Below are 16473 nucleotides of genomic sequence, written 5' to 3'. Positions count from 1 at the left end.
GTCATCTCCTGCCACCGGTGACCGAGGGCCGCACGTCGGCGCGCTGACGCGCCTCGCCCAGCGGCGACGCGTGCGGGCTGCCCAGGACCGAGAGCCGGAAGGCGACGGCCCCGAGCACCGCGGCGAGGCACCCGCCGTACAGCAGCCACGACCACCACCGGCCGGTGTCGGTGCCGGCGAGCACGCCGTGACCGACCGCGAGCACCCAGGCGAGGTACGACGTCAGGTGGACCGCGCGCCAGGTCCGGACCGCGGTGGCCGAGGTGGCCAGGCGCCGGCGCAGGGCCCCGCTCCCGGCCGCGACCACGAAGCCGTAGGTCGCCAGCGTGCCGAGCCCGAGGGCGAAGCCGCGGAACCCGGCGGTGAACGGCACCAGTGCGCCGGTCACCCCGACCGGGACGTAGGCGTCGGCCACCAGCAGCACGGCGTGCAGGGCGAGCATCGCGAGGGTGAGCACCCCGGCGCTGCGGTGCACCATCTGGCGCAGCAGCCGCCGGTCGAGCCGCTGCGCGCTGACGCGCCAGGACCCCGCCTCCCGGCTCGGGGCCGTGCCGAGGGCGCCGAGGACCACCGTCACGGTGGCCGTCAGCACCGCCACGTAGCCGGCGGCGCGGGCCAGGTCCCAGAGGATCATGCCGCCACCTGCGCGACCGGCCAGGCACCAAGGGTGCGGACGTGTCCGTCGTGGTCGACCAGGCGGGCGGCGACCCCGCGCCCGGTGAGCCGCTCGGGCGCCGAGGCGCCCCAGACCAGGGCGGCCGTGCTCCACACGTTGGCCGCCACGCACGACGGGGCCCAGACCGAGGCGCTGCGCCAGGGTCCCTCGACCGGTCGTCCGGTGGCCGGGTCGATGACGTGGTGGGCGGGTCCGGTGGTCGTGCGCCAGCGGCGGGCGCCGGTCGACGACGTGGCGAGGCCGCCGTAGGAGAGGCCCACCACCTGGGCCGGTCCGCCCTCGCGCTCGCTCACCGGCACGTCCCACGCGACGGTCGGGGCGGTCCGCGGGTGCCCGACCCCCGGGTGCCCGACCGCAAGGTCGCCGCCGATGCCGACGAGGGTCCGGCGCCCGGTCAGCGTGGCCACGCGACGGGCCGCCTCGTCGGCCGTCCAGGCCTTGGCGGTGGCCCCGAGGTCGAGGCGGCACCCCACCGGGACGCCGACCAGCCCGAGCTCGGTGTCTACGCGGACCCGTCGCCAGTCCGGTCGCGGCGGCCGGGCCCCGACCGGCCGGGGCCGGCGGGTCCGGAGCTCGGCGATGTCGGCGTCGTACCCGGCGGCGAGCAGGGCCGCGCCCACGGTCGGGTCGACCGCGCCGTCGCTCGCGTGGGCGGCGTCCAGCGCGCCGCGCACCAGCAGCTGGGCGAGGGCCCCCACGGGGACCAGACGCCCGGCGGCGGCGTTGACCCGCTCGAGCTCGGAGTCGGGGTCGAACCGGCTGACCGCCCGGGCCACCTCGGCCATGAGGGTCCGGACGGTGGCGGTAGCGGCGGTGGCGAGCGCGCCGTCGTCGTCACCGGTCCGGTGGTCGTCGAGCGTCACGTCGACGCGGCACGACCAGTCGCGCCAGGAGACGGTGGTCACGACGCGTGGCTCCCGCTGCCGGTGCTGCTGCCGCTGCTGCCGCCCGGGCCGATCCCCGTCGTCCCGCTGCCGGTGCCCCAGAACGAGGAGCCGGTGCTCGAGGTGCCCGAGGTGCCGGAGATGCCCGAGGTGCCCGAGTCGGGCTGCTGGCCCCGGTCGTGCGGGGTGGCGGCGTCCGCGACCACGGTGAGCAGTCCGGTGGCGCCCACCGCGGACAGCACCAGGGCGCCGGTGGCGACCCGGACGTTGCGGACCAGACGGTCTCGGGGGGTGGTCATGCCCCGAGCGTGGCGCCGATCGGCTCACACCCACCGAAACCGACCCTCAAATCGGGCTCAAGCGGACCTGTGAGCAGCCCAGGACGGGGTCGTGCCCGTCGCGCCGGCGGCGCCGGACAGGTCAGGCGGGGCCGAGGACCAGCCGTACGACGGCCCACGAGGCGCCGTCGCAGGTGACGCGGTCGAGCTCGAGCCCCCCGCCGCTGGACTCGGCGCACCGGCGGGCGATGTCGAGCCCGAGGCCGGACGAACCACGGTCGCTGCGCCCGCGGAGCACGACGTCGGGCCGCACGCCGGGACCCTGGTCACGCACCTCGACCGCGACGCCCCCGTCGGGCACCGCGGCCACCACGACCGCGAGCGCGACCCCGTCGGCGGTGTGGGCCACGGCGTTGCCGATCAGCGCGTCGAGGGCGACGCGCAGGTCCTCGGGCGCGGACCGCACCGGGGGCAGGCCGTCGAGGACGCTCAGCGAGACCGCACGGCCCTGGTCCTCGGCCAGCGGGCACCAGTAGTCGAAGGCGTCGTGCAGCACCGCGGCGACGTCCGCGTGGGGACGCACGCCCTCCCGCTCGGCGCGACGGGCCTCGCGGATCACCGCGGTCAGCGTCCGCTCGAGGGCGTCGAGGTGCTCCTCGATCTCGGGCACCGGCACCGTGCGGGCCAGCGACTCGACGTCGAGGCGCAGCGCGGCGAGCGGGGTGCGCAGCCGGTGCGACAGGTCGGCGACCAGCTCGCGCTCGGCCAGGAGCAGCTCGTCGATGCGCGTGGCGAGCCGGTTGAGGGCGAGGGCGACGCGCTGCACCTCGGGTGGCCCGTCGACGGGTACCCGCTCGGCGAGCTGGCCCTCGCCGAGGGCGTCGGCGACGCTCGCCGCCTCCGACAGGGTGCCGACCAGGCGCCGCGTCACCACCTGGGAGGCGACCGCGGTGAGGGCGAGCAGGACCAGCCCGACCAGCCCGAGCAGGGACAGCTGCTCGGCGGCGCGGGTGGTGACCCGGCTGTCTGCGGCGAAGACGACGACCTGGTCGTCGCCGAGCTCGCCGCGCACCTCGACGACGACCAGCTGCCCGCCGTCGGTGGGCACCACGCTCGCCGACGAGGTGGGCGCCAGCCCGTCGTCGCCGTCGCCGTCGGTGTCGGACTCGGCGGGCACCCGTGAGGTCTCCGGCGGCACGGTCGCGAGCCCCGGCAGGTCGGCGCCCACGACGGTGCCGTCGGTGAGCACGACGGCGACGGGATAGCTGTCGTCGCGGCTGTTGACGCGCTCGACGTACGCCGTGGTCGCGGCTCGTGACGGTCCCGAGCTGAGGTAGTCGGCGACGGCCTGGGCCGAGTCGGTCGCCGAGCCGCGCACGCTGTCGGCGGCGCTCGCGCGCAGCAGCAGGGCGAGGGGGATCGTGAAGAGCACCAGCACGGCCGCCGCCGAACCGACGCTCAGCACCAGGATGCGCCGCGAGAGGCTCACGCGTCGCCCGCCGCGTCGCCCGCCGGGTCGCCGGGGTCGACGATCTTGATCCCGACGCCCCGCACGCTGTGCAGGTAGCGCGGCGCGGCGGCGGTCTCGCCCAGCTTGCGGCGCAGCAACGACAGGTGGACCTCGACGGTGCGGTCGGCACCGCCCCACGGCTGCTGCCAGACCTCGGCCAGCAGCTGACGCTTGGAGAGGACCTGGTGCGGTCGCGAGGCCAGGGCGAGCAGGAGGTCGAACTCCTTGCGGTTGAGCGACAGCTCGGTCCCGGCGAGGGTCGCGGTGCGGGCCCCCGGGTCGAGCACCAGCTCGCCGACGCGGACGGTGGTGTCGGCGACCTCGTCGGCCCCGGCCTGGCCGCGTCGCAGGACCGCGCGCACCCGGGCCATCGCCTGGGCGGCCGAGAACGGCTTGACGAGGTAGTCGTCGGCTCCCGAGTCGAGCAGCTGGACGATGTCGCGCTCGTCGTCGCGTGCGGTGGTGATGACGACCGGGAGGTCGCCGCCGGCGCGGATCAGGGCGAGCACGTCGCGCCCGTCGAGGTCGGGCAGCCCGAGGTCGAGCAGCACGGCGTCGGGCCGCTGGCTCGAGACCAGGCCGATCGCCTCGACGGCGGTGCTCGCCGCGACCACGCTGGCGCCCTCGGCGGTGAGCCCCCGGACCAGGGCCCGCCGCAGCGGCTCGTCGTCCTCGACGACCAGGAGGTGCACCATGCCCCGAACCGTAGCGAGCGGTCACCAGGGCCGGCCGCCGGCGCTCGGTGGACGGCGTTCGGTGGGTGGTGGTCGGTGGACGGCGTACGCCGCGCGGCGCGGGACCTCGGTCCTGCCGGTGTGCCCCCGCGTGCCCTGGCGAGGGGTCCGCCCGGGTGGCGGGCTGGACGCGCAGGCCGGGTGCGCCACCGACCGAGCCCCGATCGACCCCCGATGGACCCCGACCGGGTCACGACCAGACCAGGACAGAGCCCTCCACCCCGCAGCAGGGAGCCGCACGATGAACCGCCTCTCGCTCGCCCCACGCCTCGGCCTGGGGGCCGTCGTCCTGACGCTGGGCGCGTCGCTGGGCCTGACGGCCTGCGCCGCCGACGGCGACCCGGACCCGACCGCGATGGGCCCACCGGACGGTGGCCCGATGCACGGGTCGGGCACGTCGGTGGTGACCAGCGAGGCCGACTTCCCTGGCCTCGATGATCAGCCACCACGAGGAGGCGATCGCGTCGGCGGGCGAGCTGTCGCGGTCGCAGCGGGCCCCGATGCGCGCCCTGGGCCGTTCGATCGTCGAGGGCCAGACCCGCGAGGTGGGCCTGATGCGCGCCTTGCTGGCGCGTGAGGACCCGGGCCGGCCCGCGGCGCCGTACGACCCGATGATGCGTGACCTCGGTGCGTCGTCGGGCGACGACCTCGACCGCACGTTCCTGCAGGACATGGCCGTGCACCACATGGCGGCTGTGATGATGTCGCGACACGCCCTCGCGGCGGGCCTGTTGCACGACCCCGAGGTCGCCGACCTCGCCCGGCGCATCGTCACCGCCCAGCGCCGCGAGATCGCGCTGATGCTGCGGTGGTCGCACGACTGGTTCGGCACCGGCCCCGGGTCCGGTGCGGGGCCGATGCGCCGCTGACGGCAGTCCCGCCGCGGGACGAACGTCCCGGCCCGACGGGTCGGCCAACCCTGGCCGCCGGACCCCCCGGGCCGGAGCATCGGCACCATGACGAACTCCTCGACGACCGGTGGTCACGGCACGGCTGCGACCCGCCACCTCGTGGACCTCAGCAACGACGAGTGCTGGGACCTGCTGCGTGGCACCGCGGTCGGTCGCCTGGCGTGGAACGGGACCGACGGACCGACCGTGGTGCCGGTCAACTTCGCCGTCACCACCGACGGGATCGACGTGCGGACCACGGCCTACTCGGCCGTGGCGCGCGAGGCCGATGACGGCCCGGTGAGCTTCCAGGCCGACCACCTCGACCCGGTCACCCGGACCGGCTGGAGCGTGCTGGCCCACGGCCACGTGCAGATCGACTGGTCCTTCGGCCGGGTCGACGCTCCCGAGATCGACGTGTGGCCCACCGGGCCGCGGTCGCTGCGCCTGCACGTCGAGATCGAGCAGATCTCCGGACGACGTCTGGCCTGACCGTCTGGCCTGACCGTCTGGCCTGACCGTCTGGCCTGAGCCACGGGCCGCCCGGACCGTTCAGGCGGCCCGGGTCCGCGGCGCGCGCAGCTCGAGCGCGGCGATGAGCACGAGCCAGCCGAGCGCCGGCACGGCCCAGACCCACGCCCACCAGCCGAACGGCAGCAGGAGCAGGTGGAACGCGATGGCCGCCGCCCACCCCACGCGGGCCGCGCGGCCCCCGACCAGCAGCAGGACGCCGACGAGCGCCTCGCCGACCAGCAACAGGGAGATCCACCACACCGGAGCCGCCATCACGACGTCTCGCCACGAGTCGCGCACGAAGGCCACCTCGGACCGGTCGGCGAACGTCGCGTAGACCTGCGGGTCGGCTGCGACCAGTCCGAGGTGCACCCCGGCCATCGCCAGGAAGAACCCGCCGACGGCGGTGCGGGCGGCCCGGCGCCGGTGCGGATGCGCCAGGGCCCCCAGGACCGGGTCGATCACCTGCTGCTCGCTCGCCCGGTGCGGCGTCGCCGGCCGGGTCGTGGTGGACGCGCCGGTCGTCCGGCCGGTCATCAGGCCGGTCATCAGGCCGGGGCCGAGGCGGCCGGCGGCGCGAGCAGCACGGGGTAGCCGGTGCGGTCCAGGACCTCGCGCGCGACGGGACCCAGGTGCGAGCGCCGCGACAGCGTGTGACGGCGCCGCCCCACGACGACGATCTCGGCCGTGGTCACCGCCCCCACCAGGAGGTCGGCGGCGTCCCGGTCCTCGAAGACCCGGTGGACCCGGAGGTCGGGAACGCCCTGGACGAGCGCCGCGATCGCGGCTGTCATCTCCTCCTCCTGGTGCTCGGAGAGCCGCCCCCCGTGCACGACCCGCAGCGGCAGCCCGCGGCGGGTGGCCTCCTCCACGGCGACGGGGAGGACGTGCTCGACGTCGTCGAGGTCCTGCAGGCCGACCACCACGCAGCCGACGCGCTCAGGACCAGCGGACCACTCGGCCGGCACGACGATGACGGGCACGTCGGTGCGCGCGGCCACGCCGTTGGTCACCGACCAGGTCATCAGACGCTGGGCACGGCCCAGGCGTCGGTGCTGGACGACGATCGCGCAGGCCTGCGCGGCCTCCTGCACCAGGTCGGTCAGCAGCGAGCCCCGGTCGACCAGGCGGTGGGTGAGGCGCAGGTCGGGCCCGGTGGCACCGCGGGCGTGCTCCTCGGCACGCTCCAGCAGGCCCCGGCCGCGCGCGACCGCGTCGCGCCAGACCTCCGCGGCCGCCACGCCGTCCACCGCGGGCATCCGCACGACGTGCACGAGGTGGACACCGACGCCGCGTGAGGTCGCCTCGGCCACGGCGAACCGGACGGCGCCGGCGGCGTCGTCCTCCCCGACCGCGACCACGACGTCGCCGGGCTCCGCGCGTCGGTCGCTGGCCTGGCGCTCGTGCACCGCGGCCGCGGCATCGGCGGCGCGCGTGGCCTCCTCGTCGGGGGCCAGGAGCACCGGGCACGTCGCGTCGAGCAGGGCACGGCGCACCACCGGTCCGAGGTGGGTGCCCCACGCGTGCTCGTGGTGGCGTCGGCCGAGGACGAGCAGCGCGGAGCCGGTCGAGGCCTGCAGCAGCGCGTCGAGGGGCCGCTCGGGGACCACGTCGAGCCGGACCTTCAGGTCGGGGAAGGGTTCCACGGCGTCGCCGATCGAGGCGTCGAGCCGCAGGTGCGCGCGGTCGATCCAGTCCTGACGGACGTCGACGTCGGCGACGTCGTGACCCTGCGGGGGAGCCGCGGCGTGCACGACGACGAGGTCGACCCCGCGGGCGGTCGCCTCGGTCGCGCCCAGGCCGACCAGCGCGGGCACCTCGTCGATGTCCTGGACGCCCACCGTGACTGCGGCGGTGCCGGAGGTCTCGGGCGACCAGCCCGGCGGCACGCTCAGCACGGGGGCGGGGACCTTGAACGACACCCCCTCGGCGGTGGAGCCGGACAGGAGCCGGTGCAGGCGGCCGTGGTGGGTGCGCTCGATCACGACGTAGCGCGCGTGCCGCCCGATCCGCGCGAGCGTGGCCGCGACCCAGTCACCCTCGACGGCCTCACGGGCGACGTGGAGGTCGGGGTACGACGTGTGCACGCGGGCCACGGCGTCCTGCAGGAGCGCCACCGTGTCGGGGTCGTGGGGGTCGTCGGTGACGGTGACCAGCAGCAGCCTCGCACCGGTGCGTCGGGCCTCCCGGGCCGCGAGGTCGAGGGCCGCGGGCGACCCGTGCCCGGCGAGGGCGCACACGACCTCGTCGCCGGCCTCGGTGTGGGGGACGGACATGTCAGCTCTTCCTCTCGGGGACGATCACGACCGGGCCCCGCGCGTGCTCCAGGACGGTGGTCGTGAACCGGCCGCGGGCCAGGCCGACCCGGCCGTGGTGCGGGTAGCGGCCGATGACGGTCAGGTCGGACTCGACGGTGGCGCCCACGGCGACGTCCTCCATGGGGCCGTGCTCGACCTCGGGCTGCACGGTGACGTCGGGGAACTTCTCGCCGAGCCCGGCGCACAGCTCGCTCAGCTCCAGGCGCAGCTGCTCGGGCGAGGAGGGGTCCTCGAGGTCGTCGCGGTCGTCGCGGCACAGCAGGACCCGCACCCGCTGACCGGTCGTCGAGGCGTGGCGGAAGGCCAGCTCCATCGACTCCGGCGAGGGACGCGAGCGGTCGACCACGACGGTGACGCCGTTGCGGGTGACGCCGCCGGTGCGGGCGGTGTCGGGTCGTACGACGACCGTCGGGCACCGTGCGTCGCGCGCGACGGCCGCGCTCACCGAGCCCAGCAGCGCGCTGGCGACCGGGCCGCGGCCGTGCGAGCCGACCACGACGCGGTAGGCGTGGGTCGACAGCTCGGTGAGGGCCAGGCGCGGGTCGACGTAGTCCTCGACGGGGTGCACCTCCAGCTCGGGGTGCGTGGCCTGCGTGCGGGCCAGCTCGGCGGTCATGATCTCGCCGTGGGGCGAGTCGGCCCGTCGTCGCAGCTCGTGCCAGTCGCCCCACCCGGTCCACACCCCGCCCTGCTCGAAGGTGAACGGGTCGCTGGAGTGCACCAGGACCAGGGGCCGGTGCTCCCGGCGCGCCAGGCCTGCGGCCCAGTCGACGGCCTGTCTGCTGTGGACCGAGCCGTCGATGCCGACCACGACGGTGCCGTGCGGGACCTCGTAGAGCCTCATGCTCCCACCCTCGTACTGGCGCCTCCGGGACGGAACCGGCGCGGGACCCGACCCCGGGGGACCTTCGCCCCTCTCCGGTCCCTGCGCCGTCGCCGCGCCGGAGGACCGGGGTGCCGAGGAGGCCAAGGTGTGCGCCGCAGGTGACGAAGGGCCCTCGCCGCCGGACCCGGGGGCCGGACACCGTGGGAGCAGCGAACTCTCCGAGAGGTGCGTCATGTGGGACAACGAACCCCTACGGGTCGTGGTCGCGGTCGGCCCGGAGCCGACCGACGCGCTGCTGCGCGCCGCCGCGGACGAGGCGACCCGGCACCGGTGCGGCCTGCACCTGGTGCACGTGGTCGCGCCGACGGGGCGCCAGGACCGGGCCAGCGCGGTCAGTGCACTGCACGCGGTGGCGATCCGCCTCGCCGGGCTGAGGGAGGGCCAGGAGCCCCCGAGCACCGAGCTCTGCCACGGACCCGTGGTGCCGATGCTCGTCGCGGCCAGCAGCAACGCCTGCGTCGTCGTCGTGCCGCGCGAGCTGCCCGGCCCCGGCGAGAGCCCGGCGCAGCGCGTCGCGGCGCGCTGCTCCGTGCCGGTGCTGGTGGTGCCGCCGGTGCCCCTGGCGCAGGCACCCCGCCACCCGGCCCGGGTCAGCGTCGGGGTCGACGACGTCGCCACGAGCGACCCGGTGGTCCGGGGCGCGCTGCAGGAGTGCGAGCGGCGCGGCGCCCGGCTGCGGGTCGTGCACTGCGTCGACGAGCGCGACCGGCCGGGGCTGGACCTGGCCGAGGTGTACGCCGGGTGGTTCGCCGCGCACCCCCGGGTCCCGCACGAGGTCGTCGTCGAGCGGGGGGTCGCCCACGAGGTGCTGCTGCGTCACGGCGAGGAGTCCGACCTGCTGGTCGTCGGACGGCACGAGCAGTGGTCCCCGGTCCTCGGGCGGCTCGGGCGGACGTCGGAGGCCGTCACGGCGCTCGCGCCGTGCCCGGTGCTCGTGGTCGCCGTGGCGAGCCTGGCCACGGCGGTGCTGCCGTGATCGTCGCGACGGTCCCGGTCGCCTCGGCCGTGGCGGCTCCGACGCCGTGGTGCGCCGCGGCGTGCTGGAGGCCGGGCGCACCGGGCGTCGCCTGCTGCTGGTGCACGTGGTCCCGGGGGCGACCAGTGCGACGTGGCCGTGGAGGTCGTGGCCGGGCGTCGCGAGCAGCGTCTGGTCGACACGTCGACCAGCTCGTCGATGCTGGTGATCGGGCGCCACCGTCCGTGGCTGCGAGCGGGCTCCCGGCTGGGACCGGTCGCTCGCGCCGTCCAGCGGCAGGCGGTCTGCCCGGTCCTGCTCGCCGCACCCGCGGGGGTCCACGAGCAGCCGACCCACGCCCTGGGCTGACGCGGGCTGACGCGGCCCTCCGGCCAGGTCGGGTCAGGTCGTCCCGCCGGACGGGCCGTGGTCCTGCTGGACGAACGGGTCGACCGGCGGTCCCTCGCCGAGGTCGACGAGACCGTCGACCAGGTCGAGGCCCACGTCGCCGTGGGTGATCCACACGACGCTGCGCGCGCGGGGGCCGGTCAGCAGCTCGTCGGCGAGCGCGACCGCGGTGGCGTGGTCGAGGTGCGCGGCCGGCTCGTCGAGGACGAGGACCGGTTGCTCGGCCAGCAGGGACCGGGCGATCGCGATCCGGGCCTGCTCGCCGCCGGACACCTGCGCGTGGCCCTCGCCCAGCCAGGTGTGGAGCCCCTCGGGCAGCGAGTCGAGCCACGGGCCGAGCCGGGCGCGACGCAGCGCCGCCTCGACCTCGTCGTCGTCGGCCCCGGGCCGGGCCAGCCGCACGTTCTCGACCAGCGTCGTGGCGAAGACGTGGGGGTCGTCGTCGACCAGGCCGGTCAGACGGCGTACGTCGTCGAGGGCCATCGACGTCTCGGGCACCCCACCGAGCACGACGCTGCCGGAGGCCGGGTCGAGGAAGCGCAGCAGCACGGCCGCGAGCGTGCTCCTGCCCGAGCCCGACGGCCCGACCACCGCGACCCGGCCGCCGGCCCCCAGGCCCAGCGAGACCGGGTCGGTCAACGGGGCCGCGTGGGTCCACCCCGCGCGGCGGGTCGGCTCTCACCGTAGGAACGCCGACGTCGCCGGCGTAGCGGCACACGACCCGCGGCCGGGGGACCTTCGTCCCCGCCGGCGGACCACGGTCGACTCAGGGGCGACTCAGCGGCGCAGCACGTCGCGCAGCGGGCGTCGCGGGGTCGGGGGCAGGTCGTCGCGCCCGATCGGGAGCCACCCGACCCGCAGCAGCAGGTGGGGGACGGCCAGGCCGAACAGCAGGTCGTCCTGCAGGGCGGACCGGGTCTCGTCGACCTCGATCACCTGGCTCAGCGGGACCACCGACAGGCCGTCGGCGACGGCTCGCAGCCACAGGGCGCCGAGGGCCTCTCCCGTCGTGACCCAGGAGGCCCGGTCGTCGCTGTCGCCGCAGAGCACGACGACGCCGTCGGTGGTGTCGACGTCACGCTCGCGGTCGGGCAGGGTCCCGCCGGTGAAGCGCGTGCGACGACTCGGCAGGTCGGGGTCGGAGGGCGGCACGACCTCGCACGGGACGCCGTCCGTGGCGCTGCGGTCGGTCCACGCCCGGTGCTCGGCGACCAGGGCGGGGTCGGCCGACTGGGCCGCGTGGGCCCGGGCGACCAGGTGCTCGAGGCGGACCCGCTCGACGACGTCGCACAGCGACACCGCCTCGGCACCCGAGGCCCGGGCGACGTCCACGAGCCGGTCGAGACGGGCGCCCTGCACCGGCCACGCGGTGAAGCGTCGACGGTCGGTGCGCCGCTCGTGCAACGCCCGCAGCAGGGTGAGGTCGTCGGCGGTGCGGGAGCAGGGCTCGAGGTCGACGCGGGCGACCAGGTCGGTGTCGGGACCCCGGGGCCAACGCACGACCGTGGGACGCCACCCGAGCCCGCGCGCGGCGACCTGGGCGTGGTGCAGGGCGGCGCCGCAGCTGATGGCCAGGTTGCGACCGTCGGGGTCCGCGTGCACCAGCCGACGCGCCGGCTCGGCGTACAGCTCGACGGTGGTGCCGTCGACGCGCCAGGACCACGGTTGCGTGTTGTGCGTGCTCGGCGCCCGGCACGCGGCGGCGATCACGTCGAGTCCGAAGCCCTCCTCCCGCGAACGCGCGGGACGTGACCCGGTGGCCTGGAAGACCCCGCTCACCGTGGTCGCCACGCGCCCCGGCAGCCGGCGCGCCCGCGCGCGTCGGGGCGCCCGGGCCTTCCTCGGGCCCCGTCGGCGGTGGCGACGGTGGCGACGGTGGCGACGTGGGCGGGCCCTGCGTCCTGGGCGAGCATCTGGACCTCCGGGGTGGGGGAGTTCCCACGGTGCGACCTCGGCGCGCGCCTCCGGCAGGGACGAAGGTCCCACCGCCCCGGGTCCACGGGCGGGTGTTCGCCCGGCGCGTGCCGCCCTAGCGTCGCACCCATGACCGAGACCTCCCTGCCCGCCGCCACCGCCGTACCGGCTCCGTCCGGTGACCACGCGGAGGGCGCGGCGCCGATCCGGGTGTTCCTGCTGGATGACCATGAGCTGGTGCGTCGTGGGTTGCGGGAGTTGTTGGAGGGTGAGGGCGACATCGTGGTGGTGGGGGAGTCGGGGTCGGCGGAGGAGGCGGCGCGGCGGATTCCGGCGTTGCGTCCGGATGTGGCGATCTTGGATGGTCGGTTGCCGGATGGGTCGGGGGTGGATGTGTGTCGTGAGGTGCGGTCGCGTGATCCTGGGATTCGGGCGTTGATCTTGACGTCGTACGACGATGACGATGCGTTGTTCGCGGCGATCATGGCGGGGGCGGCGGGGTATGTGTTGAAGCAGGTGCGGGGTGGGGATCTGGTGGCGACGGTGCGTCGGGTGGCGGCGGGTCAGTCGATGTTGGATCCGCAGGTGACTGCGCAGGTCTTGGAGCGGGTGCGTCGGGGTCCGCCGGTCAATCGTGAGCTGGAGGGGTTGACGGGGCAGGAGCAGCGGATCTTGGAGCTGATCGGGGAGGGGATGACGAATCGGCAGATTGCTGAGTCGATGTTCTTGGCGGAGAAGACGGTGAAGAACTACGTGTCGTCGATGTTGGCGAAGCTGGGGTTGTCGAGCCGGACGCAGGCCGCGATCTTCGCCGCCAAGCACCGCGACCGCAGCGCCTGACCGGACCAACGCCCCTGGGCACCGGGGCTTCGCGCCCTGCCCGGCGCGCTCGGGCCGCCCGACTCCCACCGCGGTCCAGCCGGGCGCCCCCGGCACCCCGGCGTGCAGCGCTACCTCGAGTGCCGGGCCGGGGACGTGCAGTCACGCATCATCGACGCGATCACGGCGTTCGCCGGGTCGATGTGGTTCGGCTACCTCCACGTGGTGGCCTTCGGGGCGTGGATGCTCCTGGTGGAGGGCGACCCGTGGCCGAGCTGACCCTCGTGGTGTCGCTCGAGGCGATCTACTTGTCGACGTTCGTCCTCATCGGCCAGAACCGGCTGTCCGCCGTCCAGCAGGCTGTCCGCCGTCCAGCAGGCCAAGGCCGACCACGACTTCGTCGAGCATGAGCTGGAGCTGGAGCTCAGGACCAACACGGCCCTGACGCGCGAGATCCACGCGCTGCTGGTCCTGCGCAGCCAGGAGCCCTCGGGGTGAGCGCGGCCCCGCCACCCCTGGCCGGGCCCACAGGGAGCCCGCGGGGCGTCCGGTCGCACGCCCTGCTGCCCGTCGTGAGGGTCGCAGGGCCCTTCGACCCGGGCCTTCGGACCGTGGCGCCGTCGCCGGAGCGCCGGTCGGATGGACCCATGCCGACCGTCACGCTCCACGGAGCCCGGCTCGAGGTGCGCCCGACCCCGGTCGAGCGCGTGCTCGGCCTGGTCCGCGCCCTCGACGCGCCCCTGGCCGCGATCAGCTCGGCGTCGCTGCTCACCTCGTGGCACGTCGCCAGGGGCTTGCGGGTGGGGGCCGCGGTGCCGTGGCTCTGGCTCGCCGGGACGTGGTACTCACCGGGCCGCCGACAGCTGGTCCTGCTGCGCCGCGGCGTGCCGGCCCTGCGGCTGCTCCTGCACGGGCAGCGCTACGACGAGGTGGTCGTGAGCACCACCGACGCGGAGTCGTTGCTCGCCCGGCTGCGCGCCGGCGAGCTGGACGGACCCCGACGGCGACTGGTGTCGGTGGCCTCGCCCACCCCCGTCGTCCCGGGGCCGTACGACGGGGAGGTGTCGTGATGCTGGACCCCGACAACGTCGTCGAGGAGCTCACGCCCGAACAGTGCTGGGACAAGCTCGAGGACGAGGAGTTCGGCCGCCTGGCCTACCGCCTGGTCGACGAGGTCCACCTGGTGCCCATCAACTACGTCGTCGACGGTCGCTGCCTGCTGTTTCGCACCGCCGCCGGCAACAAGCTGTTCGCCGCCGCCCTGACCTCCGACGTCGCGTTCGAGATCGACTGGCACGACGACACCGACGCGTGGTCGGTCGTGGCCCGCGGACGGATGCGGATCCTCGAGGAGGACGAGCAGCACCGCCTCGACGGGGAACCCCGCCAGCCCTGGGTCCCCACGCTGAAGTACGACGTCGTCGAGATCCAGCCCGACGTGGTGACCGGGCGCGAGTTCAGGCTCACCCGCTCCGGACCCGACCGGGGTGTCACCGCGCGCCCGTGAGCGCGGCACCCGGTGACCAAGGTCCCTGGGCCGACGGCCTCGCGACGTCCAGGCTGGGACCATGACGCACGCCGCGCCGACCTCCCCGTCCGCCCCGTCCGCCCCGACCGCCCCGACCTCGTCCAGCCGGCCCGACGGCGGTCACGTCGTCCTGGGCGTGGACGGCTCGCCCGCGAGCGCCCAGGCGCTGCGGTGGGCCGCAGCGGAGGCGAGGGCGCGGGGATGTCGTCTCGAGGTCGTCACCTGCTGGCCGGACCCCGAGGCACTCTTCGTGCACGAGGTGCCCGGTCACTTCTGCGCGCCGCGTCACCAGGCCGTCCAGGGCCTGGAGCGGGTGCTCGGGGCCACGCGCCTGGCCTGGGAGGGCCTCGAGGTCTCGACGGCGGTGGTCAACGCCCACCCGGTCGACACGCTGGTGGGACGGTGCACGCCCCAGGACCTGCTCGTGGTCGGTGCGTCACGACGTCGGGGCGCGCGCGCCGAGCGCGGTGCGCCCGGCGTCGACCAGAGGTGCTCGATGAGCGCGCCGTGCCCGGTCGTGGTCGTCGAGAGCGCGGTCACGCCGGTCGCCGTCGGGTCCTGACACCCCGCTCAGCCCTGCTCGGTCCTGCTCAGTCGGGCGCCATCCGCGACCGGGGACGACGGGCGGCGACGACGTCCTGCCACCCCAGGTCCGCGACCAGGCGGTCCACGGTCTGCGCCACCTCGCCACCGGTGTCGACCCGCACGGCGGTGGGCCACGGGTCGGCCTCGAGCCGCATCCGGCGCGCGACGGCGACGGTCGCGTCCGAGCTGCTGCGGGCACCGTGGTCACCCTCGCGCTCGTCGATGCGCCGCTCGGCGACGGCCGGCTCGACGGCGCAGCGCAGCTCGGTGAGCGGCACGTGGCAGGAGCCGGCGACGCTCGCCGCACGGCGACGCCACGACGCCGAGGTCCAGGACGCGTCGAGGACGACGCTCTCGCCGCGGCCGAGCAGCACCTCGGCGCGGTGCAGCAGCGTCTCGTAGGTCCGGGCCGTGCATGCGTCGTCGTAGAAGCCCGAGCGGTAGGGCTGGGGCGACCGGTCCTCGGGGTCGAGACCGGCCAGCTCCTTGCGGACCCGGTCGCTCGACAGCACGACCCAGCCGAGCCGGTCGGCCACCTCGCCCGCGACGGTGGTCTTGCCGGTGCCGGGGGCGCCACCGCACAGCACCAGGCGCACCCGCCCGACCCGCAGGTGGTGCCGGGCCAGGTCCGCGAGCTCCTGCGGGGTGCTGAGGTGGCCGTGGTGGACGTCGCGGGCAGCTCCGGCCAGGCACGCGACCTTGGCGCGCATGAACGCGCGGTAGGCCATGTAGTGGTGGACCAGCGACGGCGGCGCGGGGTCGCCGCTCAGCTCGCGGTAGCGCTCCAGCAGCACCGCCGCCTGGTCGGGACCGGCCAGGCGCTCGACGTCGGCGACCAGGCAGGCGAGGTCGTCGAGGACGTCGAGGTGCCGCAACCGGTCGTCGAAGTCGAGGCAGTCCAGGATCCGGGGCCCGTCGTCGAGGCAGAAGATGTCCTGGGCGAGCAGGTCGCCGTGGCCGTCGACGATGCGCCGGTCCGCCACACGTGCCGCGAGCAGCGGCTCGCGCCCGGCCAGGAACTCCTCGACCAGCACCTCGACCTCCTCGACGACCAGGGGGTCGAGGGTCGAGCCCGCCGGTCCGCGCGCGGGGTCCACCGCCGCGCCCAGCTCGGTGAGGTTGGCCCGCCAGCGGGCGGCGAGCGCGTTCCTGCCGCCGTCGGGGTCGACGTCGGGACCACGACGGGCCCCGGCGTGGAAGGCGGCGACCGTCCGGGCGACGCCGGTCAGGGCGTCCTCGACCGTGGGGCGGGTCGTCGCAGGGGCCGGGGTCGCGGTCAGCAGGTGGGTGAGCCTGCGGTCGTCGGGGAGACGCCGCATCACCAGGCAGGGCTCCGCCTGCGGCCCGGGCAGGCCCAGGGTCCCGACGCCGAGGTAGACGTCGGGCGCCAGGCGCCGGTTGAGCTCGAGCTCGCGCTGGCACGCGTCTCGTCGTGCCTGCAGGTCGGTGAAGTCCAGGAAGGCCAGCCGGACGGGCCGCTTGAACTTGTAGGCCGTGTCGTCGGTGAGCAGGACCAGGCCCGAGTGGGTGAGCTCGAGCCGTGGGGCTCCGGGAGGGTCCGGCGGTCGGGGCACG

General features: G+C 75.8%; 20 protein-coding genes and 1 pseudogene. 10 read left to right on the top strand and 11 right to left on the bottom strand.

From position 1 onward, the window contains the following. Nucleotide 1: 1 nt before the first annotated feature. From FZC61_RS21640 to FZC61_RS21625, 5 genes are all read right to left on the bottom strand, one after another. Nucleotides 2–634 carry a ferric reductase-like transmembrane domain-containing protein gene (locus tag FZC61_RS21640; RefSeq protein WP_148616342.1) on the bottom strand — a complete coding sequence of 211 codons (633 nt, stop codon included), beginning with the start codon at nucleotides 632–634 and terminating at the stop codon, nucleotides 2–4. Then, nucleotides 631–1581: an FAD:protein FMN transferase gene (locus FZC61_RS21635; protein ID WP_170286217.1), complete on the bottom strand. Its 951-nt coding sequence runs from the start codon at nucleotides 1579–1581 to the stop codon at nucleotides 631–633. Before FZC61_RS21635 ends, FZC61_RS21640 begins: the two co-directional genes overlap by 4 nt. Beyond that, a complete protein-coding gene (locus FZC61_RS23240; RefSeq protein ID WP_170286216.1) occupies nucleotides 1578–1859 on the bottom strand; it encodes a hypothetical protein in 282 nt (93 codons plus the stop codon). Before FZC61_RS23240 ends, FZC61_RS21635 begins: the two co-directional genes overlap by 4 nt. Before the next feature lie 121 nt (nucleotides 1860–1980). After that, the gene (locus FZC61_RS21630; RefSeq protein ID WP_148616340.1) at nucleotides 1981–3327 is read right to left on the bottom strand and encodes a sensor histidine kinase; all 1347 of its coding nucleotides are present in this window, start codon (nucleotides 3325–3327) and stop codon (nucleotides 1981–1983) included. Beyond that, entirely contained in the window at nucleotides 3324–4043 is a 720-nt protein-coding gene (locus FZC61_RS21625; RefSeq protein WP_148616339.1) for a response regulator transcription factor, read from the bottom strand. The genes FZC61_RS21630 and FZC61_RS21625 overlap by 4 nt, the downstream gene beginning before the upstream one ends. 473 nt (nucleotides 4044–4516) lie before the next feature. Between FZC61_RS21625 and FZC61_RS21620 the strand changes: the two genes are divergently transcribed. Continuing rightward, nucleotides 4517–4951 carry a DUF305 domain-containing protein gene (locus FZC61_RS21620; protein ID WP_148616338.1) on the top strand — a complete coding sequence of 145 codons (435 nt, stop codon included), beginning with the start codon at nucleotides 4517–4519 and terminating at the stop codon, nucleotides 4949–4951. Between the two features lie 87 nt (nucleotides 4952–5038). After that, on the top strand, nucleotides 5039–5464 hold the full coding sequence (locus tag FZC61_RS21615) for a pyridoxamine 5'-phosphate oxidase family protein (protein ID WP_148616337.1): 426 nt from the start codon (nucleotides 5039–5041) through the stop codon (nucleotides 5462–5464). Nucleotides 5465–5524: 60 nt separating this feature from the next. Here FZC61_RS21615 and FZC61_RS21610 read toward each other — a convergent pair whose 3' ends face one another. From FZC61_RS21610 to FZC61_RS21600, 3 genes are read right to left on the bottom strand one after another with little or no spacing between them, the layout of a single operon-like run. Continuing rightward, complete coding sequence (locus FZC61_RS21610) at nucleotides 5525–6022, bottom strand: hypothetical protein (protein WP_211357389.1); 498 nt, start codon at nucleotides 6020–6022, stop codon at nucleotides 5525–5527. 11 nt (nucleotides 6023–6033) lie between these two features. Then, nucleotides 6034–7761, bottom strand: coding sequence for a universal stress protein (locus FZC61_RS21605; protein ID WP_148616336.1), 1728 nt, complete (start codon nucleotides 7759–7761; stop codon nucleotides 6034–6036). 1 nt (nucleotide 7762) lies between these two features. Continuing rightward, on the bottom strand, nucleotides 7763–8647 hold the full coding sequence (locus tag FZC61_RS21600) for a universal stress protein (RefSeq protein WP_170286215.1): 885 nt from the start codon (nucleotides 8645–8647) through the stop codon (nucleotides 7763–7765). A gap of 214 nt (nucleotides 8648–8861) precedes the next feature. Here FZC61_RS21600 and FZC61_RS21595 point away from each other — a divergent pair, with 214 nt between their 5' ends. Together FZC61_RS21595 and FZC61_RS21590 are read left to right on the top strand one after the other, a co-directional pair. Next, nucleotides 8862–9665 carry a universal stress protein gene (locus FZC61_RS21595; RefSeq protein ID WP_170286214.1) on the top strand — a complete coding sequence of 268 codons (804 nt, stop codon included), beginning with the start codon at nucleotides 8862–8864 and terminating at the stop codon, nucleotides 9663–9665. 105 nt (nucleotides 9666–9770) lie between these two features. After that, nucleotides 9771–10013: pseudogene (locus tag FZC61_RS21590) on the top strand (universal stress protein); the annotation flags it as partial. A gap of 33 nt (nucleotides 10014–10046) precedes the next feature. Here the strand turns inward: FZC61_RS21590 and FZC61_RS21585 are convergent. Continuing rightward, nucleotides 10047–10691, bottom strand: a complete 645-nt coding sequence (locus tag FZC61_RS21585) for an ATP-binding cassette domain-containing protein (protein WP_148616332.1) — start codon at nucleotides 10689–10691, stop codon at nucleotides 10047–10049. A gap of 138 nt (nucleotides 10692–10829) precedes the next feature. Continuing rightward, entirely contained in the window at nucleotides 10830–11831 is a 1002-nt protein-coding gene (locus FZC61_RS21580; protein ID WP_148616331.1) for an Acg family FMN-binding oxidoreductase, read from the bottom strand. 264 nt (nucleotides 11832–12095) lie between these two features. Here FZC61_RS21580 and FZC61_RS21575 point away from each other — a divergent pair, with 264 nt between their 5' ends. The 6 genes from FZC61_RS21575 (at nucleotide 12096) to FZC61_RS21555 (ending at nucleotide 14875) form a co-directional block, all read left to right on the top strand. Beyond that, nucleotides 12096–12806 (top strand): response regulator, encoded by a 711-nt coding sequence (locus FZC61_RS21575; protein ID WP_148616330.1) that lies wholly within the window; start codon nucleotides 12096–12098, stop codon nucleotides 12804–12806. 102 nt (nucleotides 12807–12908) lie between these two features. Then, nucleotides 12909–13064, top strand: a complete 156-nt coding sequence (locus FZC61_RS23510) for a hypothetical protein (protein ID WP_211357388.1) — start codon at nucleotides 12909–12911, stop codon at nucleotides 13062–13064. Continuing rightward, nucleotides 13052–13195 (top strand): DUF1003 domain-containing protein, encoded by a 144-nt coding sequence (locus FZC61_RS23505; RefSeq protein WP_211357387.1) that lies wholly within the window; start codon nucleotides 13052–13054, stop codon nucleotides 13193–13195. The genes FZC61_RS23510 and FZC61_RS23505 overlap by 13 nt, the downstream gene beginning before the upstream one ends. Before the next feature lie 237 nt (nucleotides 13196–13432). Continuing rightward, complete coding sequence (locus tag FZC61_RS21565) at nucleotides 13433–13855, top strand: hypothetical protein (RefSeq protein ID WP_148616329.1); 423 nt, start codon at nucleotides 13433–13435, stop codon at nucleotides 13853–13855. Beyond that, a complete protein-coding gene (locus FZC61_RS21560) occupies nucleotides 13855–14292 on the top strand; it encodes a pyridoxamine 5'-phosphate oxidase family protein (RefSeq protein WP_148616328.1) in 438 nt (145 codons plus the stop codon). Before FZC61_RS21565 ends, FZC61_RS21560 begins: the two co-directional genes overlap by 1 nt. Before the next feature lie 61 nt (nucleotides 14293–14353). After that, nucleotides 14354–14875, top strand: a complete 522-nt coding sequence (locus FZC61_RS21555; RefSeq protein WP_148616327.1) for a universal stress protein — start codon at nucleotides 14354–14356, stop codon at nucleotides 14873–14875. A 28-nt stretch (nucleotides 14876–14903) separates the two neighbouring features. On the opposite strand, the gene FZC61_RS21550 is transcribed toward FZC61_RS21555, so the two are convergent. Continuing rightward, entirely contained in the window at nucleotides 14904–16472 is a 1569-nt protein-coding gene (locus tag FZC61_RS21550) for a bifunctional aminoglycoside phosphotransferase/ATP-binding protein (RefSeq protein ID WP_148616326.1), read from the bottom strand. Nucleotide 16473 lies beyond the last annotated feature (1 nt).

Origin of the sequence: Nocardioides rubriscoriae, assembly GCF_008087085.1 — a bacterium.
Lineage (GTDB): Bacteria > Actinomycetota > Actinomycetes > Propionibacteriales > Nocardioidaceae > Nocardioides > Nocardioides rubriscoriae.
This window is presented reverse-complemented; position numbering and strand designations above follow the sequence as displayed.